Annotated in this window: 20 protein-coding genes and 2 tRNA genes; 3 read left to right on the top strand and 19 right to left on the bottom strand. The window is 56.1% G+C overall.

Features of this window, described 5'->3' with window-relative positions:
- Positions 1 to 482: 482 nt before the first annotated feature.
- From B0W55_RS01095 to B0W55_RS01045, 9 genes are all read right to left on the bottom strand, one after another.
- Positions 483 to 4,292, bottom strand: a complete 3,810-nt coding sequence (locus tag B0W55_RS01095; RefSeq protein WP_083743150.1) for an SIR2 family protein — start codon at positions 4,290 to 4,292, stop codon at positions 483 to 485.
- Between the two features lie 508 nt (positions 4,293 to 4,800).
- A complete protein-coding gene (locus B0W55_RS01085) occupies positions 4,801 to 5,781 on the bottom strand; it encodes an integrase domain-containing protein (RefSeq protein WP_077044211.1) in 981 nt (326 codons plus the stop codon).
- A gap of 907 nt (positions 5,782 to 6,688) precedes the next feature.
- Positions 6,689 to 8,011 carry an integrase arm-type DNA-binding domain-containing protein gene (locus tag B0W55_RS01075; protein WP_077044210.1) on the bottom strand — a complete coding sequence of 441 codons (1,323 nt, stop codon included), beginning with the start codon at positions 8,009 to 8,011 and terminating at the stop codon, positions 6,689 to 6,691.
- Positions 8,012 to 8,182: 171 nt separating this feature from the next.
- A tRNA-Thr gene (locus B0W55_RS01070) sits at positions 8,183 to 8,258 on the bottom strand.
- Positions 8,259 to 8,629: 371 nt separating this feature from the next.
- Positions 8,630 to 9,859: a methyltransferase gene (locus B0W55_RS01065; RefSeq protein ID WP_077044209.1), complete on the bottom strand. Its 1,230-nt coding sequence runs from the start codon at positions 9,857 to 9,859 to the stop codon at positions 8,630 to 8,632.
- On the bottom strand, positions 9,840 to 10,529 hold the full coding sequence (locus B0W55_RS01060) for an ABC transporter permease (RefSeq protein WP_077044208.1): 690 nt from the start codon (positions 10,527 to 10,529) through the stop codon (positions 9,840 to 9,842). Before B0W55_RS01060 ends, B0W55_RS01065 begins: the two co-directional genes overlap by 20 nt.
- Positions 10,526 to 11,221: an ABC transporter permease gene (locus B0W55_RS01055; RefSeq protein WP_077044207.1), complete on the bottom strand. Its 696-nt coding sequence runs from the start codon at positions 11,219 to 11,221 to the stop codon at positions 10,526 to 10,528. The genes B0W55_RS01060 and B0W55_RS01055 overlap by 4 nt, the downstream gene beginning before the upstream one ends.
- A 72-nt stretch (positions 11,222 to 11,293) precedes the next feature.
- Positions 11,294 to 12,040 carry an ABC transporter substrate-binding protein gene (locus B0W55_RS01050; RefSeq protein ID WP_077044206.1) on the bottom strand — a complete coding sequence of 249 codons (747 nt, stop codon included), beginning with the start codon at positions 12,038 to 12,040 and terminating at the stop codon, positions 11,294 to 11,296.
- 13 nt (positions 12,041 to 12,053) lie between these two features.
- Positions 12,054 to 12,827 carry an ABC transporter ATP-binding protein gene (locus B0W55_RS01045; protein ID WP_007972784.1) on the bottom strand — a complete coding sequence of 258 codons (774 nt, stop codon included), beginning with the start codon at positions 12,825 to 12,827 and terminating at the stop codon, positions 12,054 to 12,056.
- Positions 12,828 to 13,369: 542 nt separating this feature from the next.
- Here B0W55_RS01045 and gabP point away from each other — a divergent pair.
- Positions 13,370 to 14,761, top strand: coding sequence for a GABA permease (gene gabP / locus B0W55_RS01040; RefSeq protein WP_077044205.1), 1,392 nt, complete (start codon positions 13,370 to 13,372; stop codon positions 14,759 to 14,761).
- Positions 14,762 to 14,863: 102 nt separating this feature from the next.
- Here gabP and B0W55_RS01035 read toward each other — a convergent pair whose 3' ends face one another.
- The 4 genes from B0W55_RS01035 to B0W55_RS01020 all read right to left on the bottom strand — a co-directional run bounded on the left by B0W55_RS01035 (position 14,864) and on the right by B0W55_RS01020 (position 17,874).
- Positions 14,864 to 15,316: a hypothetical protein gene (locus tag B0W55_RS01035; protein WP_077044204.1), complete on the bottom strand. Its 453-nt coding sequence runs from the start codon at positions 15,314 to 15,316 to the stop codon at positions 14,864 to 14,866.
- 6 nt (positions 15,317 to 15,322) lie between these two features.
- On the bottom strand, positions 15,323 to 15,739 hold the full coding sequence (locus tag B0W55_RS01030; RefSeq protein WP_077044203.1) for a hypothetical protein: 417 nt from the start codon (positions 15,737 to 15,739) through the stop codon (positions 15,323 to 15,325).
- 36 nt (positions 15,740 to 15,775) lie between these two features.
- Complete coding sequence (locus B0W55_RS01025; protein WP_077044202.1) at positions 15,776 to 16,750, bottom strand: alpha/beta fold hydrolase; 975 nt, start codon at positions 16,748 to 16,750, stop codon at positions 15,776 to 15,778.
- 77 nt (positions 16,751 to 16,827) lie between these two features.
- Positions 16,828 to 17,874 (bottom strand): YhcG family protein, encoded by a 1,047-nt coding sequence (locus tag B0W55_RS01020; RefSeq protein WP_077044201.1) that lies wholly within the window; start codon positions 17,872 to 17,874, stop codon positions 16,828 to 16,830.
- A gap of 261 nt (positions 17,875 to 18,135) precedes the next feature.
- On the opposite strand from B0W55_RS01020, the gene B0W55_RS01015 reads away from it, so the two are divergent.
- A complete protein-coding gene (locus B0W55_RS01015; RefSeq protein ID WP_077044200.1) occupies positions 18,136 to 18,585 on the top strand; it encodes a carboxypeptidase-like regulatory domain-containing protein in 450 nt (149 codons plus the stop codon).
- A 143-nt stretch (positions 18,586 to 18,728) separates the two neighbouring features.
- Here the strand turns inward: B0W55_RS01015 and B0W55_RS01010 are convergent, their stop codons facing one another.
- The 6 genes from B0W55_RS01010 to B0W55_RS00985 form a co-directional block, all read right to left on the bottom strand.
- Positions 18,729 to 19,169 carry a hypothetical protein gene (locus B0W55_RS01010; RefSeq protein WP_077044199.1) on the bottom strand — a complete coding sequence of 147 codons (441 nt, stop codon included), beginning with the start codon at positions 19,167 to 19,169 and terminating at the stop codon, positions 18,729 to 18,731.
- A gap of 234 nt (positions 19,170 to 19,403) precedes the next feature.
- A tRNA-Phe gene (locus tag B0W55_RS01005) sits at positions 19,404 to 19,479 on the bottom strand.
- Between the two features lie 91 nt (positions 19,480 to 19,570).
- The gene (locus B0W55_RS01000; protein ID WP_003220737.1) at positions 19,571 to 19,843 is read right to left on the bottom strand and encodes an oxidative damage protection protein; all 273 of its coding nucleotides are present in this window, start codon (positions 19,841 to 19,843) and stop codon (positions 19,571 to 19,573) included.
- A complete protein-coding gene (gene mutY / locus B0W55_RS00995) occupies positions 19,840 to 20,907 on the bottom strand; it encodes an A/G-specific adenine glycosylase (protein WP_077044198.1) in 1,068 nt (355 codons plus the stop codon). The genes B0W55_RS01000 and mutY overlap by 4 nt, the downstream gene beginning before the upstream one ends.
- A complete protein-coding gene (locus B0W55_RS00990) occupies positions 20,904 to 23,126 on the bottom strand; it encodes an AsmA family protein (protein WP_077044197.1) in 2,223 nt (740 codons plus the stop codon). The genes mutY and B0W55_RS00990 overlap by 4 nt, the downstream gene beginning before the upstream one ends.
- Before the next feature lie 78 nt (positions 23,127 to 23,204).
- Positions 23,205 to 23,609, bottom strand: coding sequence for an acetyl-CoA sensor PanZ family protein (locus B0W55_RS00985; protein WP_077044196.1), 405 nt, complete (start codon positions 23,607 to 23,609; stop codon positions 23,205 to 23,207).
- A gap of 268 nt (positions 23,610 to 23,877) precedes the next feature.
- Here B0W55_RS00985 and B0W55_RS00980 point away from each other — a divergent pair, with 268 nt between their 5' ends.
- Entirely contained in the window at positions 23,878 to 25,539 is a 1,662-nt protein-coding gene (locus B0W55_RS00980) for an OFA family MFS transporter (RefSeq protein WP_077044195.1), read from the top strand.
- Positions 25,540 to 25,724: the final 185 nt, after the last annotated feature.

The raw sequence follows: 25,724 nt of genomic DNA, 5'->3' as shown, positions 1-25,724 counted from the left end.
CCGCCCAAGCATCCGGCAAGAGGTCTGATAAGAGCACTCGCTTCGTGCCTATTACGTCGCTTGTTACGTCCGACGCAAAAAATAAAGGCCTGCATCACTGCAAGCCTTTGATTTTAAATGGTGCCGGCACCAGGAGTCGAATCGTTGACTAGCTCATTCATAACAAAGGGCTTACTTGTTTAGTGATTATTTTCTATCCCAATAACTACCCTTTTAGAGATTTCGCGATAATAATCAGATTGTCATCACTGATGGTCGACTCGCCTAATTATGGCTGTAAGCTAAACATAGCCGAGTGAGCAGAAGTGGCGCTTGAGAGCAGGGCCTGTGGGTAATTAAAAACGCGACAATCAAGTCACATGAATATAGTATTATGTGACTCCGCCCCAACTAATTGTGTCGGGGTGGAGTTATTGAGAACGATCTGCCCTTTTTGGCTTTGGCTAAATTATGATGCAGCATAATATATGCTGCATCAATTGTTATTTTATTTTTGAATATTTCAATCCCTCGGAAAAAGCTCGCTTTACCTCTGGAAGGCAACTATTAGCGCATAGTTCACGCCAGTGTTTAATCGCGGTGTGTTGCTTTAGCGTTCCCGGGTTCTGAGATAACCACGCCGACAACGCGCCAGCCAAAGTTGCTATTCCGGCTTGCAGGTCTGGCCTTGTCAATTTATGGAAACCATGACTTTCATCTTCTACGGGGAGTGAAACGGCCTCGCTCCAATAGTTTAGACTATTGCAAAGCATCAAGATCGTGTTTTCATCAAAATTGCTTGGGAATTGCGCTACTAATAACATAACACGCTCTATAACCTTAGTGAGACCGACCTCTGATCGGAAGGCTACACGATACACTAGCTGCAATAGAAGTTCGGAGTCTATCGGCCTTGATTGTGTTTGTGCTATTGCGTAAAGGTATTGTATGGCATCAGCTGCGCCTAATACTTTCAGCTCGTCGCAGCTAGTTACATCTCCCAGTATTAGGGTTTTTATGGTTTCTTGGGAAGATGAGCCGTGGAAATATAAAGCTGATAAGGCGGTGTCGGCAAAAATTTCGTAACTTCTAAGCGATAGAACCCAATCAATAACTCTTTGCACAAATGTTGCAGGCAGCGTGTCGGCATTCGTACCAACCAGGCGAGCTATGAAATCTCCAATGTTTCTTGCTCCAGGTCGACGAATTTCTTCAAATTTAAAACTGTACTCTTTTATCTCGCTCCACCAGTTTGAGAGTTCATCGAATAACTCTGTTACTTCGTTCGCGGTCCAAGTGATTAAGCCATTGGGCTGATTGATCAGCTGCACTGGCGGTTTTGATGACATTGTGATGTTGTTAAAGCGTTCTGAGGGGAATTCATGATTTGATCGAAGTGTAGCTCGTCCATCATCTACAGTGAGGCTGCTGACAAATGGGATGCTGATTAAATGTTTTTTGAAAAGCTCATGAAATGACCGCTCATTGCGCTTAGGCAAATGGAGGTAGTTAAAAGGATGTAAGTCCGATGGTAGTGCATCAGGCGCTACATCAAGCCATAATAGATCCTTGAACGTTTTTTTGTTTTCTTTGTCAAGCAGCGCTGCGGAGTTCAACATTAGCAATCGCCAAATTGCCGATGATCTCGATTCGCCGGTAAGGCTATGAATCTTGCCGTTTAACCAAGCTATAGAGCTCTTTAGATCTGAAGATAACTGCCTAGGTTTTAAGGAGATTCTGTGTATTGGCAAAGTACTCATGGGATCTATCCAACCGCTGCGGCCTCGTGAGAAGTCACTCTCTGCTTCGCGGAAGGGAGCTCTTAGTAATTGTGGTAACCAATTTTCAAGTTGTTGATCTGTCGCTGCTTGATAGATCCGAGTAAGCCAAACGTGACAAACACTGGTCATCGCTCGAACGGAAATATTAGATAAGTTAGAATATAGTCTTAAGGCAACAGTGAACGAATACTGTAGCTCTTCCGGCGAAAGTTTAAATGAGAGCCTTGATAGAATTTCTGGTAAGCCAACGACGAGATTGTCTTCGAGTATTTCTTGGTGTCGCGACTGGTAATATTTTTCTGTTTGTTTCTCAAATATAGCTAATGCCCACCTATTAAGCCTCTTTGCTAGCTCTACATCCATAGTAGCTACTTCAGGACGGCTCAGTAAATTTGGGTTTTCTGTGATCTGCTCAAACTGGCGTGCCCTTACCATCATCGCTGGGCTCCAAAAGCCCAAATAAGGTTTGACGATTTGCAGGGCTTTTTCCAAATGATTGCCCGAAACTCTTATGCCGGGGCAGTACATCGGCATTCCGACTTGCTCAAAATGACGTAAGTAAGCGAAAGCGGATCTGATGGTGCGTATTCCACCACCATAAATTTTTGCACGGCTGACCGCCTTAGGATCAAAGCCAATACGTTTAACGATTTCATTCGTGGAGTCAGTTAAATTCGTCTCGTCGAGTGGGCGCTCAAGTTCTCTGCGCAGTTCCCATGGATTGCAATCCCACGCTTTGAGCTCCTGCCACCGGTGGTTGAACTCTACCTCCCGGCGATAACCAAAGCTCACATAGCTAATTAAGTATGTGCACCAGCCTTCAAGTGAAAGAAGTTCGATATTGTTGGTTTTGTTTTGCGCGCTTCTTCTTATGTTTTTTAAAGCGGATCGTAGAAGCGACTTTGCTTCGTTCGCTCCACCAGTTTCGATCAACAAGCCGGCTTTCCAAATTTGTGCTATTGGCATACTGGCGGGCGGAGCCCATGCTGATAGCTCCTTCATATCCAGGTCCAGTTGAACATCCCATGCAGCCTTTAGAAAGCCCTCGTATATGAATTTTTCAGATTTTATTCTGGTTTCCGATAAAAGATTCTTAACCATTGCTGAGATTTCAGACCAGCGGCTATCGTCATATACCTCTCGCGCCTCTCGCATCACTTCAAGCGCAATATATAACCACATTTCATTGATTTGAACGCCTGATAAATCACCGAATAGAGCGCTTTTGTGATTCTTGGCTTTAAATTTCTGAGATTCGAGCTCTGAATAAGTTTTCACCAGGTCATCGTAAAACGAGAATATTAATCCTTGATCGAGCGGCATCATCGAAAGCTCGAAGCGCCAGATTAGCTCCTTTATACAAATCAATTTATCAATTTCATCTAGCGTGGTGATCGTGTTTTGAAAGGCACTTAGCCATTTTTGCGTTGATCGCCAAACAATATCTCGTTTCGCTTCTGGTGCAACAATCCATCCTGGATATGAAAGTCTCTCATGTTTCCAGATGTTTGTTAGGTCGCGAATATCGCTTGGGAGCAATATTTTTGTACCTGATTCAAAGTCTGGGAGGGCTGGTGGAAGATCTTGAATTGCGGTGGCTAGTGGTAATGCAGATTGAAATTTCGTAGCTGGAAGTTTCTCTAGCCAGTTCTCAGGACGCTGTGGTTCTGCTTTTGCCAATGACTCTAAAAACCATAAAAGTGCATCATAGTGTTCATTTTTTTTGAACATGGGGCAAAGATCTATTGGTGTGACCCCACGTTTCTTTAGTAGTAGTCGATCTGTATTGTCTAGATTCAGTGGGCCCACAAGATAGATGGCAGAGTGCCTATCTTGTAGTTCATCTCTAATCCAGCCAGTCCATGCTAAAAAGTTGGGGTCGTCTCCTGAAAAACCTAATAGAACAAAGCTGTTTTCCAGTAACGATTGTTGCACCGAGTTAACAAGCGGAGCTGAATCTTTCGGGTATGTTCTATAATGTTCTTCGGCAATTACTAAACGTTCGGTTCTAGAAAATGATCCGTGTAGTTTAAATATTCGTGGTGATAAAGTTCCAGGTAGCTCTGCCGCGTTCGATACTGTCTGATATGTTCTTTCTGAAGCTTCCGTACGCTCTAGTAAGGTGTCATAATTTGTGGTGAATACATCATTCCATGGCAGTTCAAGAAGTTTTTTGTGCAAAGTTCCCGGCAGATGGTCATTGTCAGGGTTCATGTCTCTTATTAATTTATCTAACCGGGCATAACCAAAAGCCGCTTCATATTTGCTAGCCAATCTAAGATAATTTTCACTTTGAAAGCGCTCTTTTCTATTTTTCCTCTCAGTGTCTGTCATCCCAGCCTGTATTGGGTAGAGTTCGTCAAACATTCTATTGACTAACTGATTCCATGTGGGGAAACGTGAAGTTACCCCGGGCAGTGCTTGGGAGTTCAAGCTAAATCCTGCACCAATCATCACGGAAGATCTAGACTTCGGCCAGCGCCAAAGATCTTTTTGTAATTGAAGGATGTGTTGTAGATCATCTGTAATCATCGAGGTTCTCAATTAATCACGTAAGGCTCTAGGGGCACTAAGCAGCTACATCGATACCGAATCCGCTAGCTGCATTGATACATATCTAATGCACGTCTGCGATATTAAATTGCTACTACAATATCCGCGGCAGAGGCTTCGCGCAAGGTGAATATATCTTCTCCAGGAGCGTTAGCAGCGTATCGCCGTACGCAAAGAAAGCGCGTATTGAACCACTCCTAGATATGTACTCGCCTTGGAGCATTAAACTTCCAAGGTTTTCCTAAGCGGAGAGTGATTAAGCGGCTTGTGAGTAGATAGTAATAGCGTGTTGATTCAGTGAGCACGCTCACATGGTGATTTAGAAACCACTCGAGATGCTTTTGTTGCCAAGTCCATGGGTTTTCCCGGTGCCAGCGATCAGAGATGGCTGCTTGGATGGCCTTTGCTTGGCGTATATGACGTACGCGTGTGGAATGAGACCCGGTAAGTACCCCTGACATGAATAGCCCCATATCGAATGGCTTACTCATGCCCGTCCGCCAATGTAGGCAGCGACCACGTCGATCCGACCGTGCCCCAGCTCATAGCTGATTTGCCTCCGGGCCTCACGATCAAGGTTCCTATCTACCTGGCAACAATGGCCGCCGTTGATGGGCGCGTGGTGTTGAGTAATTTGCTCATAGTGCTCACATGCATAGGCCGCTCGTAGCTCATGGAAGCCTTTGAGGTTGTGTGCATGCAGGATGTCGCGCGCAGGGCGGATGATCTCTTGTAGAAGACTCAGGTAGCTTTCGTGTGGCGCAATCATGTTGCGGCTACCGGCAGGCGACACCTGCCATGCAACCCCAAGTGCACCTCGAACTTGATCATTGACCGAAATCCAGCGGGACGCCGAGGCTCCGGCACGGCCGCCTTTGGTGCCGTCCTGAATGTTGATCCTGCCTAAGTCTTCAGCCTCACGGCTCAGCCGTGGCAGGTCAGCCAAGATGGCCTCACGCAAGCGCATGCCGGTGGCTCGCGCCAACAGAACGATCGCGGCGGCCCGCAGCTGATGATGGCTGCAAAGCACATCGACAATCTGCTTAACCTGTTCGCGGTCTTGGCCCTGAGACACCGAGTGTCGAACCCCAGTGCGCTGCATACCCAACGCCTTGCTCGGGCTGGACAATTTCACATACTGATCACCGCGAAGCGCCGCCATGGTCCTGTTAACGCTGGATAGCCGGTTTTGTGCGGTGCTGACGGCGAGGTCACCGCGCCTAACCACGTCACGCAGATACGCCGCATAGTCGGCCAACACTTTGCGATCAATCTGCCGCGCATCATTGATGCCGGGCCCCTGTTCGGAGCGGCACCACCTCACGAATGCCAACCAGCGATCACTGTGCGCCCTGACCGTGCCGTAGTGGCCACCGCCGAACATGTCTTTCAGTGCCTGAGGTCCTGCGTAACTCAATTGCCTGCCGTAGCCGAAATTACGACCATCGCGTCTACCCACCAATGCCATGTCGGTCACCTCATCTCTTGCTCTTCAGTCCTCACCCCACGTCATCCCGCCAAGAATGTTGAGTGTTATCAGGGATCAAGGCCCCTGCGACCTGTGAGGGTTGTCCACTAACGCGGGACTGGCGGCTCTTTACGACCGGGAGCTTGGGCATCTCATGATCTGGCCTCCTGAACACTTCCGAAGAAGTGGGCGGGTGGAGGCTGCGCTGGCTGACGAGACCGGCACCGCGAGATCCTGAGTCGGGTGAAGGCAGTGAAGCGATGACCGGGGCGTGCCTAACTGTCAGTCAGGTGCAGTCCATTCCTTGGGCTGCGGCACCATCATCTGCATCGCTGTTGCTGGCGACTTCGGTGTTTGTCACGCCGATTGTCACGAGGGGGAATGCCGCAAAGCCTTGTACGATTTGGGCTGCAGCAGCGGTAGGAGCGCCCGTCTCTTTCCGGAAGAAAGAGACGGGCGCAGGTTGGCGCAGTGAAATGGCCAAGCGGATAGGTTGCTGTAGTGCAGCTGGGTAGGGGGATTAATTTGCCGCAATGGCAATGATCTGAAGTGGGCATCCATCACTCGGTGAGTGACTGTGCGAGCCGCCGGACGCTAATCGCACTTTGGGAGAACCACCACTATGTGGCGTAGCCTTAAAGGTTCTAGCTACCTGGGTTGCTGTCAACGACAGCACTTTGCCCGATCTTTTCTACGCTTGTGGATAATTCGGGTCAAGACCCCAATTTTTGGGAGTCCTGCGCCTGTGGATGAAATTATCCACCGGTGGAAATCCGTGGTTTTCCACAGACAGTTGCGTGGGCTTTAGATTTTTTAAGTGAGGTCCATCCAAGCAGGGCGGCTTTGCAGCCCTGTTTGGATGGACCCGCGTGGACAAGCGGATCACTGAGATATGAAGACCGAGCGCTTACTCGGTTGCGCCACGTTTTGCTTTTAGGCGAGTGACGTTCGCTCCGGTCTGGTGCGCGAATTCGTGTGGAGTGACGTGCTCCTGCCGGTTGGCCTCCAAGTACCGGCTCCACCAGTTCATGATCAGCCGGCGCTCCTCAATGAACTCGGCCTTGTGGATGTAAGCGGCGCGGACGTTGTTGCGCTCCTTGTGGCTCATCTGCCGTTCAATGGCTGTCTCCGACCACAATCCTGACTCGATCAGTGCGCTGCAGGCCATTGATCGAAAGCCATGACCGCAGATTTCCGTTTTGGTGTCGTAGCCCATCTTTCTGAGCGCGCTGTTCACCGTGTTTTCAGACATGGGCTTCCAGGGCTTGGCATCGCCTGCAAACACCAAGTCGAATTTGCCGGTGAGGACGTGGATCTGTTCAAGCAGGGTCACGGCTTGCGGCGATAAGGGTACAAGGTGGATGTCTCCGGCCATCTTCGTACCCCTTGTTGAAAAGGGTACTCCGTCCAGCGCGGGTCGAGTGTCCGGTATCTCCCAGGTGCCGCGCTTGAGGTCGAACTCACTCCAACGGGCGAAGCGCAGTTCGCTGGAGCGGACGAACACATGCAGCGAGAGCATGACCGTCAGCCGGGTAAGTGCGCGGCCTCTGTAGGTGTCGATACGCTCCTGCAATTCAGGCAGACGCGATAAGGGTAAAGCAGGGCGGTGAATCACCCTCGGGGCTTTGATCAAACCTTCAAGGTCGGAGGCAGGGTTTACCGCGATCTGTCGAGCGCGTTTCGCCTCGCGCATGATGCTTTGTAGGTAGTTTTGTACCCTTAAAGCGACGTCAATCGTGCCGCGTTTTTGGATCGCTTCCAGAGGTTGCATCAGGTCATGTGTATCCAGATCGACAATAGAGCGAGCGCCGATCAGCGGGAATACATGGGTTTTTAGGCGGCTCAGAACCGTCTTCGCATGACCCGGTGCCCATTTGGCAGACATCGCTTTGTGCCATTCCAGTGCAGCGCTTTCAAAGGTACGGCCTTTGATTGCGGCCTGTGTCTTGGATTGGTGTTTGGTCTCGATAGGGTCGATGCCTTTCGCCAGCATCCGCTTGACCTCCAGGCGCTTGTTGCGCGCATCGGCGAGGCCGACCACGGGGTAGCTGCCGAACGAGGTCAGTCCTTCGCGGCCATCAGGTTTTACATACCTGAGACGCCAGCTTTTACGGCCATTGGGTTGGACTAGAAGGTAGAGGCCGTCTCCGTCGAAAAGCTTGTAAGCGCGGTCGGTGGGCTTGGCTGAGCGGCAAGCCGAATCGGAGAGCGGAGCAGTGGTGCGCGACATAAGGGTACTCCCCCTTTATCGAATTACCTTACCCCTAACACTACCCCTAAAACGGTTGGAATCCACCAGTTTCTGACGGAAACCGATGGAACGCCAAAACGAAAAAACCCGCCAGAAGGCGGGTTTTTCGGGGGTTCCAGAGACTTTGAAAGCTTTCTATGGAACCTTGTATGGTGCCGGCACCAGGAATCGAACCCGGGACCTACTGATTACAAGTCAGTTGCTCTACCATCTGAGCTATACCGGCGTGTCAGGGCGACGATTATAGCGATTGGGCAGGTTCTGTAAACCCCTGAATTCTGACTATTTTTGCGCGGGCGTTAAGCGTGGAGCAGTGAGGCTCGGAGGCCGCCGTTTTGGACGTGATTCCATGCTCCAGTCACCCATTATTTTTGCGGTTATGCCCTTTTCGTCGAACGCTTATGCACAACCGGATTTGGGTTGCACGGGTTATATGAAGGATTTGTGGATCTGTTCACACACGTACGCAAACCACTGTTTTTTGGGTTTTTATTGAGGTGTACGAAAACTGAACAGTTTCGTTTCACCCCTGAAACAGCTGTAAATATTGGATCCACGCTATTTTCATCAACAGAGTTATCCACAGGCTGCAGTGTATTAATCGCGTTCGGCCAGAATCAGAAAATTGCGCGGTGTAAGACGGGTTTCGCAGAAGGTGCCGAGGCGCACGGTGTAGCCCTGTTCTCGCAGGAAAAGCGCTCGGTCGAGTACCAGCCAAAGCTCCAATGGGCGTCGGAAAAGTCCGCGCAATAGTTCCAGGTTGCGTACGTGCGCCAGTCGCCTCCAACCGGCTTCTTGCAAGGCTGACCAATCTTGAGGACCGATTGTGGATAACTCTTTGAGTTGGGCCAAATGGTGGCAGTATTCCGCGAAGGGTTTGTCCAGCCAGGCGCTGGGCAGGGAAGGGGTTGGCAAGTACTCGTCGACGACTCTAAGTCGGCGCTGCAGCAGGTCAAAGCCCAGCCTGCGGGCCATGGAAGTGTCGCGCTGACGTCGGACTCGAGCACCGGCCGTCACGGTTTCACTCATCGGTAATGCCAGATCGTCGAGTGACAGCTGTAGGTCAGAGCTTTTGGCGGCTGAGGAAAGCGGCGCGTACTGGGTCAGACTTATCCGGTTGAAGCAGCAGGGGGCGATAGCGAGTTGTTTGCAACCTGCGGCACTGGCGAGCTGAATCAGGCGCACATGCAGATCGCCGCAGGCGTGAAGTGCGACGGGTGTGTGTTCGGCGTTCAGCAACGAGGCCGCATCGGCAGCGAGTACATCCTGTTCGACATGCAAGGCGTGCAATTGATGGCGCTGGCTGAGAGCCTGACCGCTCGCCACCAGCGTCGGGTCGTACTCCAGGCAGGTCAGTTGTTGGCCGTCCCGCAGCAGCCGTCTCCCCAGGTGCCCCTTGCCCGAACACCAGTCCAGCCAATGTTTCGGCGGATCGGCAAACTGCAAGCGACTGGCGAAGGCTTCGATCTGCTCCCACTTGCGCCCCGGCACGTCGACATTCAGTCGGTGCCCCGCCGCCTGAAGCGCATGGGCGGGCAATTCATCCACAGCGCTCAACGTCATGGACATCGCCGCCAGGGTCGCAAAAGGCTCCGGCGCATCCATCAGGGCGGGTTGGTTGTGAGCGTTTTCCGCCTCTTCCAAAGACCGCCCGCGTAGCCAACTGGCTAACTCAGGGTAGGAAGTTTCCCAAGGCAGCTGCAGATGAGTGAACGGCCGTGGTTTCCACAACACCTGATGCGTTGTAAGAAAAGCATCCAGCGCGGTGAAGCGGGCGAGCAGGTTCTCGCCCGTCAGCACCGAGCGATCATCGTCCTTGGCAGGCATCGACGCGCAACCAGCGCTCCAGCAGCTTGAAGCCGCGCACCAGTATGTAAGCCATCAGCAGGTAGAACATGCCGGCGGCGAAGAAGATCTCTACCGGCAGGTACGTCCGGGCAATGATGGTGCGGGCCATGCCGGTCAGCTCCAGCAGGGTCACGGTGCTGGCCAGGGCGCTGGCCTTGAGCATCAGGATCACTTCGTTGCTGTAGGCCGGCAGGCCGATGCGCGCGGCACGGGGCAGGATGATGTAGAACAGCGCCTTGGGTTTGGACATGCCCAGCGCGCGCGCCGCTTCGATTTCACCCGGTGGAATCGCCTGAATGGCGCCGCGCAAAATCTCGGCAATATAGGCCGCGGTGTGCAGCGTCATGGTGGCGGTTGCGCACCAGAACGGGTCGCGCAGGTACGGCCACATCGAGCTGTTACGGATGACATCGAACTGCGCCAGGCCGTAGTAGACGAGGAACAGTTGAACCAGCAACGGCGTGCCACGGAAAAAGAAGATGTAGCCGTAGGGAAATGCCCGCACCCACCACAGACGCGAGGAGCGGGCGATGCCCAATGGGATCGCCAGCAACAGGCCGGCGATCACGGCGATGGCCACCAGTTCCAGGGTCAGGGTTGCGCCCTGGGCCAGTTTCGGCAACCACTTGATGATGACGTCCCAGTTCATTGGGTGCTCCTCGCGAAGCCGCGAGCGGCGCGTTTTTCCAGGAAGTGCATGCCGGTCATCGCCAGGATCGTCAGGCCCAGGTACATGAACGCAGCAACCATATAGAAGGTGAACGGTTGCTTGGACACGGTCACGCCAATCTGGGCATGACGCATGATTTCTTCCAGGCCGATCACCGAGACCAGCGCAGTGTCCTTCATCAGGATCATGAACAGGTTGCCCAGGCCGGGCAGGGCGATGCGCCACATCTGCGGCATGATCAACCGGGTGAAGATGCGCCATTTCGACAGGCCCAGGGCCACGCCGGCCTCACGATGGCCCTTGGGAATGGCGAGGATCGCACCGCGAAACACTTCCGTGGCGTAGGCGCCGAAGCACAGGCCCAGCGCGATGACGCCGGCAGCGAAGGCATTGAGTTCAAGGTCGGGGTTGCCGAAAAATTCGCCCAGGGCACGCATCAGGTTGACCGTGCCGAAGTAGATCAGCAGCACCCAGAGCAATTCCGGAACACCACGAACCAACGTCGAGTAAGTACCGCCAAGCCACTGTAGCGGCTTGTACGCAGAAGTCTTGGCCAAGGCGCCGAGCAGGCCGAGCACCAGCCCGAGACACAGGGCCGAGAGTGCCAGTTTTACAGTCATCAGCGCGCCAGCGGCGAGCGCCGGGCCGAATCCGTAGAGGTCGATAATCATGGATGTCTTTTTCTGTCGCGGCAGGCAATGCCGAGAGCCGGCGCCATCAGGCGCCGGCCAGGCAGGTCAGTATCAATAGATGCTGAACGGGAAGTACTTGTCGTTGATCTTCTTGTAGGTGCCGTCAGCCACGATTTCTTTCAGGGCCGCGTTCAGCTTGTCGCGGATCGGATCGTTCTTGCGCACGGCAATACCGATCTTGTCGCTTTCTTCCACCGGGTCGCCTTTGAATTCGTAGGAACGGCCGGCGTCGCTTTTGAGCCATTCGTAGTTGACGTACTTGTCGGCCAGGATGCCGTCCAGGCGACCGGAAGTCAGGTCGAGGTAGGCGTTTTCCTGGGTGTCGTAGAGTTTGATGTCAACACCCGTCGTGTTGTCTTCCAGCCAGGTGCCGGCGAGGGTCGCACGCTGCGCGCCGATCACTTTGCCCTGCAGGGAGTCCTTGTCGGTCTTGAAGTCGACGTTTTTAGGGGCGATGAATTGCAGCTTGTTGGAGTAGTACGGGTCGGTGAAGTCCACCGCTTGCTTGCGCTCGTCGGTGATCGACATCGAGGAGATCAGGAAGTCGAACTTCTTGGCGTTCAGGGCCGGAATGATGCCGTCCCAGTCGGAGGTGACCACGGTGCACTCGACTTTCATCTTGGCGCACAGGGCGTCGCCGATTTCCTTGTCGAAGCCGACAACGTTGCCGCTGGCATCTTTGTTGTTGAACGGCGGGTAGGCCGCTTCGATGCCCATCTTCAGGGTCTCGGCCATGGCACCGGCGCTGAACGACAGGGTGACGGCCGCAGCCAGGAAGATTTTCTTGAAGTTCTGCATGCGGGTAGCTCCGTTAGCGGTTGCTGGACATGAATTGTTTGCAGCGCGCCGAAAGCGGGTTTTCAAACACCTGCTGTGGCGATCCTTGCTCTTCGACCAGGCCTTGGTGGAGGAACACCACTTCGCTGGAAACCTGACGGGCAAAGCCCATTTCATGGGTGACCAACAGCATGGTGCGGCCTTCTTCGGCCAGGGCGCGGATGACATTAAGTACTTCCTGGACCATTTCCGGGTCAAGGGCGGAAGTCGGCTCGTCGAACAGGATGACCTTGGGTTGCATGGCCAGAGTGCGGGCGATGGCTGCGCGCTGTTGCTGACCGCCGGACAGCTGCGCGGGGTAGGCGTGGCGCTTGTCGGCGATGCCGACCTTGGCCAGCAAGGCTTCGGCCACTTCGATGGCTTCGGCCTTGCTCTGGCCGAGCACGCGGCGCGGGGCCTCGATGATGTTGTCGAGCACGCTCATGTGCGGCCAAAGATTAAAGTTTTGAAACACAAAGCCAATCTCGCTGCGCAGGCGATTGATCTGCTTGCCATCGGCAGCGACCAGTTCCCCGTTCTTCGCGGCCTTGAGCTTGAGTTCTTCGCCGGCCACCAGGATCTGTCCCTGATGGGGATTTTCCAGAAGGTTGATGCAGCGCAGGAACGTGGACTTGCCGGACCCGGAGGAGCCCAGGATCGAGATCACATCACCGTCGCGGGCGGTCAGCGAGATGCCCTTGAGCACCTCCAGCGAACCGTAGCGTTTGTGCAGGTTGCGGATTTCAAGCGCAGGCGTGGCCTCAGCCATGGGCGTTCCTCATGTGTATTGCGCTCCTGCTGTTGGTTGGCCTTCCTGGCGAGGCGGCCAACCTAGCATAGCGTTTCGATGGCAGCCAACAGCGCTACGGGCGGTAAACGGGTGGCGTGGGGCAGGTTGTCGCATCGGCGCAGCAGACTGTCGCCACATCAACAACCGAACAGCCGTTTGACGCAGGCGTCGGTGGGCTGTCGCGTAAAAAAGGGCGCGATGTTGCCAGCTTTGACAGGGCGTTGGAAGCGTTAACCGGCCAAATGCACTTTTATTGGGCGTTGAGGGTTTTAGCGGTGTGTTTCCGGTGCGCCATTTCGTCCAGGAAGTGGGTCGCAGGGTAACGTTCTGGCAAAGTGCTATTACTTTCAATGACTTGCGATGACTGTCCGGTCAGGTCGAGATCGCCGGATTAGACGGAGTTGAAACATTTTGGCGCAATTATTGCGTGCAGATTCCGGAACGCCCCGTTGGTTTCTTTTTACAGAAGAGAAATCCGGACGGGATGCATGCATTCGCTTTTCCTTACAAAGGTAGTTTCAATGAGCAATATCCAAAGCTCTAACGGCCTCGAACAGGGGCTCAAACCGCGTCACGTGACGATGCTGTCGATCGCCGGAGTCATCGGCGCCGGCCTGTTCGTGGGCTCGGGCCACGCAATTGCTGCTGCAGGCCCGGCTGTGCTGTTGGCCTACGCTGCCGCCGGTATGCTGGTGGTGTTGGTCATGCGCATGCTCGGTGAAATGGCTGTTGCCTCGCCGGACACTGGATCTTTCTCGACTTACGCCGATCGCGCGATCGGTCACTGGGCCGGCTTTACCATCGGCTGGCTGTACTGGTGGTTCTGGGTTCTGGTGATCCCGCTGGAAGCCAACGCCGCTGCCACCATCCTGCATGCCTGGTTCCCGGGTGTGGACATCTGGGCCTTCGCCCTGGTCATCACAATGCTGTTGACCGTCACCAACCTGTTCAGCGTCAAGAACTATGGTGAGTTCGAGTTCTGGTTCGCCCTGATCAAAGTGTTGGCGATCATCGGTTTCATCATTCTCGGCCTGGCGGCGATCTTTGGCTTGCTGCCGAACAGTCAGGTCAGCGGCGTTTCGCACCTGTTCGACACCCAGGGCTTCCTGCCAAACGGCATGGGCGCGGTGTTGGGTGCCATTCTGACCACCATGTTTTCCTTCATGGGTACCGAGATCGTGACCATTGCGGCCGCGGAATCGAAAGACCCGGGCAAGCAAATCTCCAAGGCCACCAATTCGGTGATTTGGCGGATCGGCCTGTTCTATCTCGTATCGATCTTCATCGTCGTGGCCCTGGTGCCATGGAACGACCCGATTCTGGCCAGCGTGGGTTCGTACCAGACCGTGCTTGATCGCATGGGCATTCCGAACGCCAAGATGATCGTCGACATCGTGGTACTGGTTGCTGTGACCAGTTGCCTGAACTCGGCGCTCTACACCTCGTCGCGCATGCTGTTCTCCCTGGGCAAGCGCGGCGATGCCCCTGCCATGTCCACTCGCACCAACAAGAGCGGCACGCCTTACTGGGCTGTGATGCTGTCCACCGGCGCAGCGTTCCTTGCAACCTTCGCCAACTACGTGGCCCCGGCTGCGGTGTTCGAGTTCCTGCTGGCCAGCTCTGGCGCCATCGCGCTGCTGGTGTACCTGGTGATCGCGATCTCGCAACTGCGCATGCGCAAACAGCGCATGGCTCGCGGCGAGAAAATCGTCTTCAGCATGTGGCTGTTCCCAGGCCTGACCTACGCGGTGATCATCTTCATCGTCGCTGCCCTGACCATCATGCTGTTCCAGGACGCCCACCGCGTGGAAATCCTGGCGACCGGTCTGCTGAGCATCCTGGTGGTTGCCGCCGGTGTGCTGGTGGCTCGCCGTCGTCGTCACGAGCGGGGTGTTGCGGCAATCGCGCGCTGAGTGTTCTGATTTGAGCCAAGCGTTGCTGAAATAAAAAACGGCCGCTGTCAGTGATGACAGGCGGCCGTTTTGTTTTCGTGGACCTGGTGTGGTGGCTCAGCGCTACTCGCTTTTTCCGTCCTGCGCTTCCAGCGTCTGCCGATAGCTGTCCAGCGCCTGGCCAAAATCGTCGATGAATTGTGGAGTCATCAGCCATGCCTGTGCCGTTTCGCGGTCCATGCCGTCGGCCCACATGCGGTAGTCGATGAGCATGTCGGCGGCCAGATGGGTGGCGGCCATGTCCTCGTTATCGGCGTTTTCCATGTCCAGCAATTCTGGATGGTCAATGATGATAAAGGCCAGGTTGGTCAGCAAAACCGAGAGCATCTCGCTGTTACTGATGACTTCGGCATCGCGCATTTTGCTGAACATCGCCAGGGTGTAGTCCGGGATTGGCTCGGCGAGGTGGTCGAGGTCGTCGTCCAGTGCGGCGGGCTTTCTGCCGACCATGCGGATTTGCTTGGCTTTGGCTTTTGCGCGTTTGGCGCGTTTTTGTTGCTTGTTCAGGGAGGCCATGGGAACTCAGTCTGGTTTCTGTTGGTTTTGGGCGGCGATGGCTTCGGAGGCCGCGACGTAGTCAACCTGGAACTCCGGGGATTCGATCCAGGCCAAGGCGGCGGCTTCGTCGACTTCAGCGGACCATTGGCGGTATTCGATCAGCGCGGAAATGATGAAGTCTGTGGCTGTTTCTTCGCCTTCCTGTTCGAGCACCAGCGCGAGCAACGGGTGTTCCAGAAAGGCGGTGCACATGGCCTGTTGGCTGATTTTTTGCGCGTCGATCATTTCCTTGAACAGCTCGGTCAGGTCCACCGATTCGAAATCGATGCGATCGTCGTTCGGGTCCAGCTCGACCGGCGCGGCGGCGCGTTGGGTGCGGTTCTGCTTGGCTTTGGCCTTGGCGCGAGTGGCGCGTTTTTGCTGCTTGTTGGCGGAGGCCATGGGCGTCGTTCCGTAATTCGTTGAAAGGGTAGTGGCTCAGCTGCGGGGCACTGTTTGCCCAGGGGTATCGGGGGCCAGTTCGCCGTTTTGCAGCCAGGTCAATGCAATGGGCCATAGTGTGGCTTGGTATGCGCTGCGAAAAAAGGCGAAATGTCCGACTTCTGTCTGGCCGATGTCTTTTGGGGTGATTCGCAGGTGGGTGTTGGTGCTGCCGGTGAAATAGCCGAGCAGGCGCTCGATGGCTGCAACGGTGCCGTAGGGATCGTCGCTGATGCTGATGGCCAGTATCTTTGCCGTGACGTCTGCGAAGGGCAGGCGACCGGCTTTTGCCTGTATGGCGCGACCGCTGGGCCGTGTTTCGTAGCGCGGCGTGGGTGTGCTCCAGTCCCGGACGACGCCAGCGGGGGTGTCTTCCAGCCAGCCGAGACGCTTGCCGGGAAAGAAACCGCACAACATTGTCACCATTGGCATCACCAGATGCCATTTGCCGAACATTCGCCAGCGATGTTCGGGCGCGTAGTCACGCCAGTAAGCGAACTGAGCCCCTACGGTCACCATTCTCCGAATGATCTTGCCGGACGCCCCCAGTCCTGCTGCGCAACCGCCAAAACTGTGGCCAACCACGTCGACAGGCTGCCCGGGAAACTCCCGCTGCACACGTTGGAGCATCGCTTCGAAATCCAGCGCGCCCCAATCACTCCACGAGGCTTGAAGCCCTTTGAGCGAGGCCGGGCGGGATTCGCCGATGCCGCGGTAGTCAAAGGTCATGACGTCGAAGTCGTTGGCGAACAGATAATCGGCGAAGCGTGAGTAGTGGCGGCAGCGAACCGAGGTGGCGGCGTTGATGATCACGATTGGGCGGGAAGTGTCCCTGGCCGAGTGCCGCCAGGTGAAGCCGCCGAGAATGAATCCGTCGGCTGCGGCTTGCCTGAAGGGTTCGCCTGAAACGTCAGCGGTCAGCTGCAACTCGATTTGGGCTGGGGCCAGTGAGGGCGTGTCCTGCAAATTCATCGGCGTTGGACCTTTGCGGGTAGTTGCCCACGATAGTCCTCGGGTTGCGGATGGACAATCCATCGTCACCATCACGTTTACTGATTCAGCCGTTCTTCAAGAAATGCTTGCTCTCGGTCCAGTTCGGCTCGCAGTTCCTCTTCGCTGGGAAGTACCAGTTGGTATTTGCTCGCAAAGAGTTGTTCGTTGCCCTTCAGTACCGAGTAACGCACTACGGACTCATCTTTTTTCGCACAGAGGATGATGCCGACTGTAGGCCCGTCTTTCTCTCCGCGTTTAAGGTCGTCGTACATGCGCACATACATGTCCATCTGCCCTACATCCTGGTGGGTCAGTTCGCCGCGCTTGATATCGAAGATGACGAAGCAGTTGAGCAGGTAGTTGTAAAACACCAGATCAATATAGAAATCCTTGCTGTCGGTACTGATCCGTTGTTGGCGGGCTACGAAGGCAAAGCCTTTGCCCAGTTCGAGCAGGAAGCCTTGCAGTTGTTCGATCAGTGCCTGTTCGATTTCGCTCTCCTGAAGCTTGCCCGCGTTGGGCAGGCCAAGGAACTCCAGTACCACCGGATCGCGGATGAAATCCCGAGGGGTAGCCTTCATTTGCTGAATGTTGGTGGTGGCCTCCTGCTTTACGGCGGGACGATCCCGGCTGGCTAGCAGGCGCTCGTAGTAGAGGGTGTTGATCTGACGCTCGAGGGCGCGGCTTGACCAGTTCTGGCTCACTGATTCGTTCATGTACCAGAGGCGGGCGTTGTCGTTGTCGACCCTCAGCAGCCTGCGATAGTGGGTCCAGCTCAATTCGGGGCGCAGTGCGTTCCAAATTGGAAAGGTCTGATAAAAATCTCGCATGTACCGCAAATTGCGCTCGTCAAAACCCTTCCCAAAGTCGGCTGATAGATCTTTGGCCAATTTGGCCAGCAACCGTTTGCCGTAAACCGCCCGTCGAGCGCCTTCCTGCTCGAAATCAACGATATGCCGACCCATCTGCCAATAAGTCTGCACTTGTACGGTATCAACGTTCCTCAGCACCTTCTGGCGTGCCTGGCGGATCAGCTCGCCGAGAGTTCCAAGCAGTGAGGCGAGCTGTGAATCGTGTGGGTCGTTGGATCTTAAAGTGCTCATAAGTCTTCCGCGGCTGATTGAACAGGGCGGACGAGAATGGCAAGAGTGGGCTGGCGCATGATGCAGGGCGCATCCTCGATACCGGAAGGAAATGCCGGACGTGTCGGCAGAAACGGAATGCCGCCAGGTAAGGCATCAGTCGCACTTTGCGTAGTACGTTTCGTAGTGGCCTAAAGCATGAATCGATCTAAAACATGACCGCTGCACGAGGTATCACAACTCAATAACGATTGGGTTCTGTGGGGCCCGGGAGTCGAGGTGATGAAGCGTATGTGTTCAATGATGTTCTCCATCGCCGCAGTCGGCATGCTGATGTTTCCATTTGTGGGGCAGGCCGCCAGCCTGGAGCCTATCGATAGCTCCGGTGTGCAAATTCAACGGCAGGAACAAAATGGTATCGCCTACTTGTCCGGAGGCGTTGGTGAGGATGAGGTAAAGGCAATCCAGCAGGCTAAGGGCTACAACCTGCACATGACGTTCTCCATCGGTGTGGAAAACAAATACGTTCCGGACGTCGATGTGACAATCAAGAGCGTTCAGGGGCAGACCGTATTGACGCTGACTCAGGCTGGCCCGTTGGTTTACGTCCAGCTCCCTCCAGGCAAGTACACCGTGGTTGCAACGCGTGATGGTGAGGAGCGGCGTGATTCGGCGGATGTCGACGCCAATGCATCGCGGAACCTGGTCTTTCACTGGAAGGCGGATGAGTAGGTTGGAATTCGAAGCGAGGCTGCTTCGTCAGCAATCAAATCCGCAAACAGCTTTCATGGGCTGTCTGCGGATTGCCACGCGCTAAGAATATTGGTTTGCCAAAGCGCGATGGATGGTTCGCTTAACAATCACCTGGGGAGGGGTTAGCGGATGCTGCGGATGTTGCCTTTGTTGCCTTTCACGGTGACGGAAACCTTCTTGAAGATGAAGTAGTTTTCTTCATTCACTTCATAGCGAGGGGCGACAATCAGGTCGGCGCCGGAAGATTTGACCGCTTTGTAGGCTGCTGCCGACTTGACCGCGCTGACTGGATCCAGACCCAGGCTACCCAGGCCGGCACCACTTTGGCCGCCATAGCTGACACCGTCGGCAAACTGGGAGTCGCCGCCAAACTTCAGGAAGCCGAACAGGATGTTGACCGAGGATTGGCCGGAGATGGCGTCACCGACTGCGATGTCTGCCTTGAGGTCGGCTTTGACGGTGCTGTCGATCGGGGAGGACGGCTGGCTGTTGTTGTAGCTGACGCAACCGGTGGCTGTGGCAAAGACTGCCGACAGGGCGAGGAACTTGAAAAGCTTATTCATGAGCGGTTTCCTTACTGTGAAACGTGAATGCATTCATGCAGTTACTGCACGGGCAATGGTTTCACTGGGCAAGGTGGGCAATCTATTCGACGATTCCTAAAGCGGCGTATGAAAGCCCTATGCAGTTAGTAGGAATCGAGGCGTCATCGATGTGGGAATTTTCGATGATGGAAGGATTGGTAAATCGCAGGCATAAAAAAACCCTGAATCTTGCGATTCAGGGTTTTCGGTATTTGGTGCCCAGAGACGGAATCGAACCGCCGACACGGGGATTTTCAATCCCCTGCTCTACCGACTGAGCTATCTGGGCAACGGGGCGCATTAAAAGGGTTTTTCGGATTTACGTCAACGACTTTTTTAAAATTTCTTAAATTAATTCCGTCGCTTACGAAATTCGGGGGTCATTCGGCCGGCGGCACGTAGCCTTCGGCCTTGGCGTAATCCTCGCCGGAGAAGTACTTGTCCATTTCGCCCTGCAAATATTTGCGGTCTTCGGCGTTCATCATGTTCAGGCGCTTTTCGTTGATCAGCAGGGTCTGGTGTTTTTGCCAGTCGGCCCAGGCCTTGGCCGAGACGTGGTCAAAAATGTCCTGGCCTTTGGCGCCAGGGAAGGGTGCGCGCTCCAGGGCGGGCAGTTCTTCTTTGTACTTGCGGCACATGATGGTGCGGGTCATGACGACTCTCCTGCGTTCAATACGGCGGCCGCGCGTTCGAGCAAGGTTTTGACCGGGGCGGCGAGGCCCAGGCGCGGCGGGGTGGCGAGGTTATACCAGAGCCAGTCGGCCTCGGCCACGTAATGGCCTGACTCCTGGACCTGAACCAGCCAGGGTTCGATGGATAACTGGAAGTGGCTGAAGGTGTGCACCAGGTTCGGCAGAGCCTGATGGGCGCCGAGTGCCAGCGCGTGCTGCGAAGCCAGGTGCTGCAGGTCGTCGAGGTCGTCGAGTTCCGGCAGGCTCCACAGGCCGCCCCACAGGCCCGTCGAGGGGCGACGATAAAGCAGGATCGCCCCTTCGCTATTGGCGAACATTGGCATCAGCGTACGTTTCTGCGGGATGGCTTTGCGCGGCTTGGGGATCGGGTAGCGGGTTTCCAGGCCGAGCATGTGTGCTTCGCAGCCCTTTTCCAGCGGGCAGAGCAGGCAGCTCGGTTTGCTGCGGGTGCACAGCGTCGCGCCCAGATCCATCATGGCCTGGGTGTACGCGTTGACCCGATCATGGGGCGTAAAGCGCTCAGCGGTCGCCCAAAGCTGTCTGGCGACCTTCGGCTCGCCCGGATACCCCTCTTGCGCGGTAAAGCGCGCCAGCACGCGTTTGACGTTGCCATCGAGGATCGGCGCGCGCAGGCCCATGCTGATGCTGGCGATGGCCCCGGCGGTGGACAGGCCGATGCCCGGCAGGTCGGTGAGCTTTTCCACGTCCCGGGGAAATTCGCCGCCGTACTGCTCGACGACGATCTTCGCGGTTTTCTGCAGATTGCGCGCTCGGGTGTAATAGCCCAGCCCTGTCCACAAGTGCAGCACTTCGTCTTCCGGCGCGGCGGCGAGGGCTTCGACCGTCGGCAGCGACGCCATGAAGCGGTCGAAGTAATTGAGCACCGTGCTGACCTGCGTCTGCTGCAACATGATTTCCGAGACCCAGACCCGATAGGGGTTGATGTCCTGCTGCCAGGGCAAATCATGACGGCCGTGGCGGTCGTACCAGTCCAGCACCGCCGTTGAAAACTGCTCGGCTTTCATCGCTTGAACAGCCCCTTGAGTGCGTCTTTGAGTTCCGGGCTTACCTTGTCGCCCAGCTTCTCGTCGATTTTTTCGCTGATGCGCTCGCCGGCCAGTCTGCTGGCCACCTGGCCCATGCGCTCGTTGTCCAGTCGGCACGCCTTGGCGCCCAGTTCCAGCGGGCCCCGGCAACGCAGCGGCCATTCAATGCCGACGAATTTCTCGCCCACCTGGCAAGCCGGGTCAGGCATGTCGCTCTTGTCGCCTTCGACGATGATGCCCACGCGATAGTCCATGCCCAGCACCCGCAGATCGACATCACCGTCGCCGTTGACGGTCATCCCCGGGATGCGCACTTTCAGGTCCGGATTGCTGGCCACGCCGTTACGGAAATTCAGGTTGCCCTTGAGCTCCTGGAACGGAGTGTCCTTGCCCCGCGGCTCGCCACTGAGGGTTTTGCGGTTGAGCGTGGCGATGCCTTTGCACAGTTGCTGTTCGAGGTTGGCATTTAGCAGCACGCCATTGTTGATGACGAAGCTCGCGTTGCCGTTGAGGGTTTCGATCAGCGCTTTCTGGCTGTTGCCTGTGCCGGTCAGGGTGCTGTTGAGCGTGACCAGGCCTTTGACCGGTGGCGTCTTGCCCTGGCTTTCGAGGAATTTTTCCACCGGTACGCGACTGATCTGGGTCTGCACATTCATCACCGGCGCCTGCTGACGCACATCGAGGGTGCCTTTGGCGTCGAAGTTGCCTTGGTACAGATCGCCGCGCAGGCTCGTCAGTGTCAGCAGGCCGGCCTGGCCGCTGGCCTTGAGGGTGGCGTTCTGAATCGGCAACTTATCCAGGATCAACTGGCCGAATGTCAGGTCGGCATCCACATCCAGCTTGCTCAGGCGCTCCACGGGCAACAGCCGTTCGTTACTCCAGGCCTCTTTGGTGGGCGCTTGCGGCAGCGGTGTGCTGCCGGCACCGGCCATGGCATCGGCTTCGGTGCTGGCCACTTCGGCCTCTCGAACCTGTTTGGCACTGTTGGCTTCGGCCGATTTGGGCGGCAGGTAACGGTCGACGTTGAAGGTGTCGGCCTTGAGGGTGGCGCGCAGGGACTGTTTGGCAAAGTCCTCAACGGCGATGCGACCACTGAAGGTGCTGTCGTCGACTTTCAGGTTGATGTCATCGAGGGTGATGCTGGTGGGTGTGCCTGCCAGACGGCTGACCAACTCGACTTTGCTCAGGCTGCCTTCGGCCATTGTCGGCAGTTTCTGACCGATGCTGTCGACGAATTTGGCCAGGTCGAACTGGGCAATCGACAGGCCGCCGCTCACCTGCGGGGTTTTGTCGAGCTCGTTGACCTTCAACTCGCCCAGTGCGCGCAATTGATTGGCGGAGATCTTGATGCCGGTCCACTCGGCGACGTTGGCAGCTCTGTCCAACAGCAACTGGCCCTGGGCGGCAAAGGTCATGGTCTTGCCTTGCAGCGGATCGCCGGCGACTTCACCGGACAGCTTCATGTCTTCGAGCTTGTAGCGTTGCAACGCACGCTCGAAGCGCAGTTCGCCGTTGAGTTCGGTGCGTACCCGCAGGACCGGTTGGTTGGTGCCCAGGAACGCGGTCAACTTGACTGGAATGTTGGTGGAGTCATGGACCGGGCCGGTGCTCAGCTGGATGCTTTCAGCGCTGAACTGGCGGCCGGTTTTTTCGTCGTTGTATTCGACCCTGGCGTTGTTGACGGTCAGGCTGTCGATGTCCAGGCGAATGGGCTGTGCCGGTTTTTCCGCCTGAGCGGTGGTTCTCGGCTGGGCTTCGCCGGTGGTGGCGGCAGGGGTGCCAGCGGTATTGGCCGGAATCTTGCCGATGTCTTCCCAGTTGCCATGGCCGTCCTTGTCGCGGTTCAGGCGCAGGTTCAGGCCTTCGACACGCACGTCGCTCATCTGCACTTCCCGGCGCAGTAACGGCAGCACACGGACTGACAGGCCAAGCATCTGCAAATCAGCGAACGGCTCGGCAGGCTTGGCCAGGGTCGCCACGGCCGCGTCGTGCAGCTCAAGGCCCAGCCAAGGGAACAGACTCCAGCCGATATCGCCATTGAGCGTCAGCTCGATGTGGGCCTTGTCACGGGCAATCTGACGGATCTCGTCTTTGTAGTCGTTGGGATCGAAGAGGTGGGTCAGGGCAAAGCCCAGCGCCACAATGATCAGCAACAACCCGAGAAGTACCAGACCCAGGATTTTGCCGAACGCTTTCATGGGCGAGTCCTTGTAGTTGATCGAATTCAAAATTTAGCCGAGGAGTATAGCGCTCCGGAACGGACGACCGGTCAGTGATCATTGCGACAGGACATCCAGCGGCACGTTCAGCTTGGCCGCCAGGGCTTGGGCTTGCAGGTGACCGGCGGGCGCCAGCAGGTGCAGGGTGGCACCGGAGCGCGCAGCCATGGCCTGTGCTTCTCTCGCCAGACGTTCCGCGACGCCACGGCGCCGGGTGACTTTTCGTACACACAAGTGCGACAAATGCCAAACATGCGGCTGCCGCATCAGTCGCGCCGCACCCAGCAGTCGATCATTGAAACGTCCGGCAATCAATGAACCCTCCCGCAGACTTGTTTCAATTAATTGCTCGCCACCGCTGAAGGGCGCGAACAGCCACTGCGGCGCATCACGGAAGATTTTCTGCAAATCCTGTTGGTCTTGATAGGTGGCTTCGTTCAGCAGTTCGACAATGATCGGCATGGAAATTCCTGCAAGAGATACGAGGGCCTTCGGCGAGGAGTGCGCAAGCCATCGGTGGTACGAAAACAGACAACGTTGAAAAAACGTGATAGCACTTTGGTTTTTCTGTCACGTGCAAATGGTAACCTTCGCCCGTTCGTCGTTCCTTCTGCGACCCGGTGTCGCATCAAAACGGAGCTTCATTGAAAACAACAGTCATGCCTGCGTGCAAACAAGGCTGGGGATGAAGATTGACTGGCGAACCATACTAATAATTGGGGGATACACAATGACCACGAGTGTCGCGGCGGACGGCTACGCCGACCAGCCCTCGTTCCTGTCCAAGGAGCGAATCATCGCCAAGCCCGGTTTCAACCGCTGGCTGGTACCACCGGCCGCTTTGGCCATCCACCTGTGCATCGGCATGGCCTACGGCTTCTCGGTGTTCTGGCTGCCACTGTCCAAGGCCTTGGGCATCAGCAAGGCCGTGACGTGCGCGCCGGACATGAGCTTCATCGCTCAAGTCTTCTCTTCGCAATGCGACTGGCCGATCTCGATGCTCGGCTGGATCTACACCCTGTTCTTCATCTTCCTGGGTTGCTCGGCAGCCATCTGGGGCGGCTGGCTGGAACATGCCGGGCCGCGCAAGGCCGGTGTCGTATCGGCACTGTGCTGGTGTGGCGGTCTGCTGATCTCGGCATTGGGTATCTACACCCACCAGATCTGGCTGATGTGGATCGGCTCCGGGGTCATCGGCGGTATCGGCCTGGGCCTGGGTTACATCTCGCCGGTGTCGACCCTGATCAAGTGGTTCCCGGACAAGCGCGGCATGGCGACCGGCATGGCGATCATGGGCTTCGGCGGTGGCGCAATGGTCGGGGCTCCCCTGGCGACAGCCTTGATGAGCCACTTCGCTTCGCCCGAAGGTGTTGGCGTCTGGCAGAGCTTCGTGGCCATGGCCGCGATCTACTTCGTGTTCATGATCGGCGGCGCGCTGTCGTACCGCGTTCCGCCAACCGGCTGGAAGCCTGAAGGCTGGACGGCGCCGGCGAAAAAAGCTTCGAACGCGATGATCACCCACCGTCACGTGCACGTGAACGTGGCGTGGAAAACTCCGCAGTTCCGCCTGGTGTGGCTGGTGCTGTGCCTGAACGTATCGGCCGGTATCGGCATTCTCGGCATGGCTTCGCCGCTGTTGCAGGAAGTGTTTGGCGGCAAGCTGCTGGGCAATGACCTGCCGTTCGGCCAACTGGACGCGTCGCAACTGGCCTCGATCGCCGCGATCGCTGCCGGTTTCACCGGTTTGCTTAGCCTGTTCAACATCGGTGGCCGGTTCTTCTGGGCCTCGTTCTCGGACTACCTGGGCCGCAAAAACACCTACTTCGTGTTCTTCGCCCTCGGGTTTGCCTTGTACGCGCTGATCCCGAACCTGGGTCACCTGGGCAACGTGGCACTGTTCGTGGCGGCGTTCTGCATCATCCTGTCGATGTATGGCGGCGGTTTCGCCACTGTTCCGGCTTACCTGGCGGACCTGTTCGGTACGCAAATGGTTGGTGCGATCCACGGTCGTCTGTTGACGGCGTGGGCAGCGGCGGGCGTGTTGGGTCCGGTGCTGGTGAACTACCTGCGTGAATATCAGTTGAGCATCGGCGTCGAACGCGCCGCCGCTTACGACATCACCTTGTACATCCTGGCAGGCCTGCTGGTGCTGGGCTTCCTCTGCAACCTGATGGTGCGCCCGGTGGCCGACAAGTACTTCATGACCGATGCTGAACTGGCTGCCGAACAGGCGCTGGGCCATGACAAAGGCGCTGACAGCAACACCGTGCTGGAATGGAAAGCGGCTGCTGGCACCAAGCCTCTGGCCGTGGCTGCCTGGCTGGTGGTGGGTATTCCGTTGGCATGGGGTGTGTGGGTTACTCTGCAGAAAACTGCGGTGCTGTTCCACTAAGTAAATCGTAGCGCGTCACCCTTGTGGGAGCGGGCTTGCTCGCGAATGCGGTATATCGGTCGAAGATGTTGTTGGCTGATCCACCGTTTTCGCGAGCAAGCCCGCTCCCACATTGGTTTTGTGGTGTCGGCAATTGGCTTGTATGGACATGTCTATCGGGCTCAGCCCGTCAGCGATATCACCTC

The organism is Pseudomonas sp. KK4 (assembly GCF_001984065.1).
Classification (GTDB): domain Bacteria; phylum Pseudomonadota; class Gammaproteobacteria; order Pseudomonadales; family Pseudomonadaceae; genus Aquipseudomonas.
Note: the sequence above shows the minus strand (reverse complement) of the source record. Positions and strands in the feature narration are given on the sequence as shown.

What these genes read in the sequence shown, in the direction of transcription:
- B0W55_RS01095 (WP_083743150.1), bottom strand. Translation starts at nt 4,292, where the DNA reads ATGATTACAGATGATCTACAACACATCCTTCAATTACAAAAAGATCTT.
- B0W55_RS01085 (WP_077044211.1), bottom strand. Translation starts at nt 5,781, where the DNA reads ATGGCATTGGTGGGTAGACGCGATGGTCGTAATTTCGGCTACGGCAGG.
- B0W55_RS01075 (WP_077044210.1), bottom strand. Translation starts at nt 8,011, where the DNA reads ATGTCGCGCACCACTGCTCCGCTCTCCGATTCGGCTTGCCGCTCAGCC.
- B0W55_RS01065 (WP_077044209.1), bottom strand. Translation starts at nt 9,859, where the DNA reads ATGCCTGCCAAGGACGATGATCGCTCGGTGCTGACGGGCGAGAACCTG.
- B0W55_RS01060 (WP_077044208.1), bottom strand. Translation starts at nt 10,529, where the DNA reads ATGAACTGGGACGTCATCATCAAGTGGTTGCCGAAACTGGCCCAGGGC.
- B0W55_RS01055 (WP_077044207.1), bottom strand. Translation starts at nt 11,221, where the DNA reads ATGATTATCGACCTCTACGGATTCGGCCCGGCGCTCGCCGCTGGCGCG.
- B0W55_RS01050 (WP_077044206.1), bottom strand. Translation starts at nt 12,040, where the DNA reads ATGCAGAACTTCAAGAAAATCTTCCTGGCTGCGGCCGTCACCCTGTCG.
- B0W55_RS01045 (WP_007972784.1), bottom strand. Translation starts at nt 12,827, where the DNA reads ATGGCTGAGGCCACGCCTGCGCTTGAAATCCGCAACCTGCACAAACGC.
- gabP (WP_077044205.1), top strand. Translation starts at nt 13,370, where the DNA reads ATGAGCAATATCCAAAGCTCTAACGGCCTCGAACAGGGGCTCAAACCG.
- B0W55_RS01035 (WP_077044204.1), bottom strand. Translation starts at nt 15,316, where the DNA reads ATGGCCTCCCTGAACAAGCAACAAAAACGCGCCAAACGCGCAAAAGCC.
- B0W55_RS01030 (WP_077044203.1), bottom strand. Translation starts at nt 15,739, where the DNA reads ATGGCCTCCGCCAACAAGCAGCAAAAACGCGCCACTCGCGCCAAGGCC.
- B0W55_RS01025 (WP_077044202.1), bottom strand. Translation starts at nt 16,750, where the DNA reads ATGAATTTGCAGGACACGCCCTCACTGGCCCCAGCCCAAATCGAGTTG.
- B0W55_RS01020 (WP_077044201.1), bottom strand. Translation starts at nt 17,874, where the DNA reads ATGAGCACTTTAAGATCCAACGACCCACACGATTCACAGCTCGCCTCA.
- B0W55_RS01015 (WP_077044200.1), top strand. Translation starts at nt 18,136, where the DNA reads ATGAAGCGTATGTGTTCAATGATGTTCTCCATCGCCGCAGTCGGCATG.
- B0W55_RS01010 (WP_077044199.1), bottom strand. Translation starts at nt 19,169, where the DNA reads ATGAATAAGCTTTTCAAGTTCCTCGCCCTGTCGGCAGTCTTTGCCACA.
- B0W55_RS01000 (WP_003220737.1), bottom strand. Translation starts at nt 19,843, where the DNA reads ATGACCCGCACCATCATGTGCCGCAAGTACAAAGAAGAACTGCCCGCC.
- mutY (WP_077044198.1), bottom strand. Translation starts at nt 20,907, where the DNA reads ATGAAAGCCGAGCAGTTTTCAACGGCGGTGCTGGACTGGTACGACCGC.
- B0W55_RS00990 (WP_077044197.1), bottom strand. Translation starts at nt 23,126, where the DNA reads ATGAAAGCGTTCGGCAAAATCCTGGGTCTGGTACTTCTCGGGTTGTTG.
- B0W55_RS00985 (WP_077044196.1), bottom strand. Translation starts at nt 23,609, where the DNA reads ATGCCGATCATTGTCGAACTGCTGAACGAAGCCACCTATCAAGACCAA.
- B0W55_RS00980 (WP_077044195.1), top strand. Translation starts at nt 23,878, where the DNA reads ATGACCACGAGTGTCGCGGCGGACGGCTACGCCGACCAGCCCTCGTTC.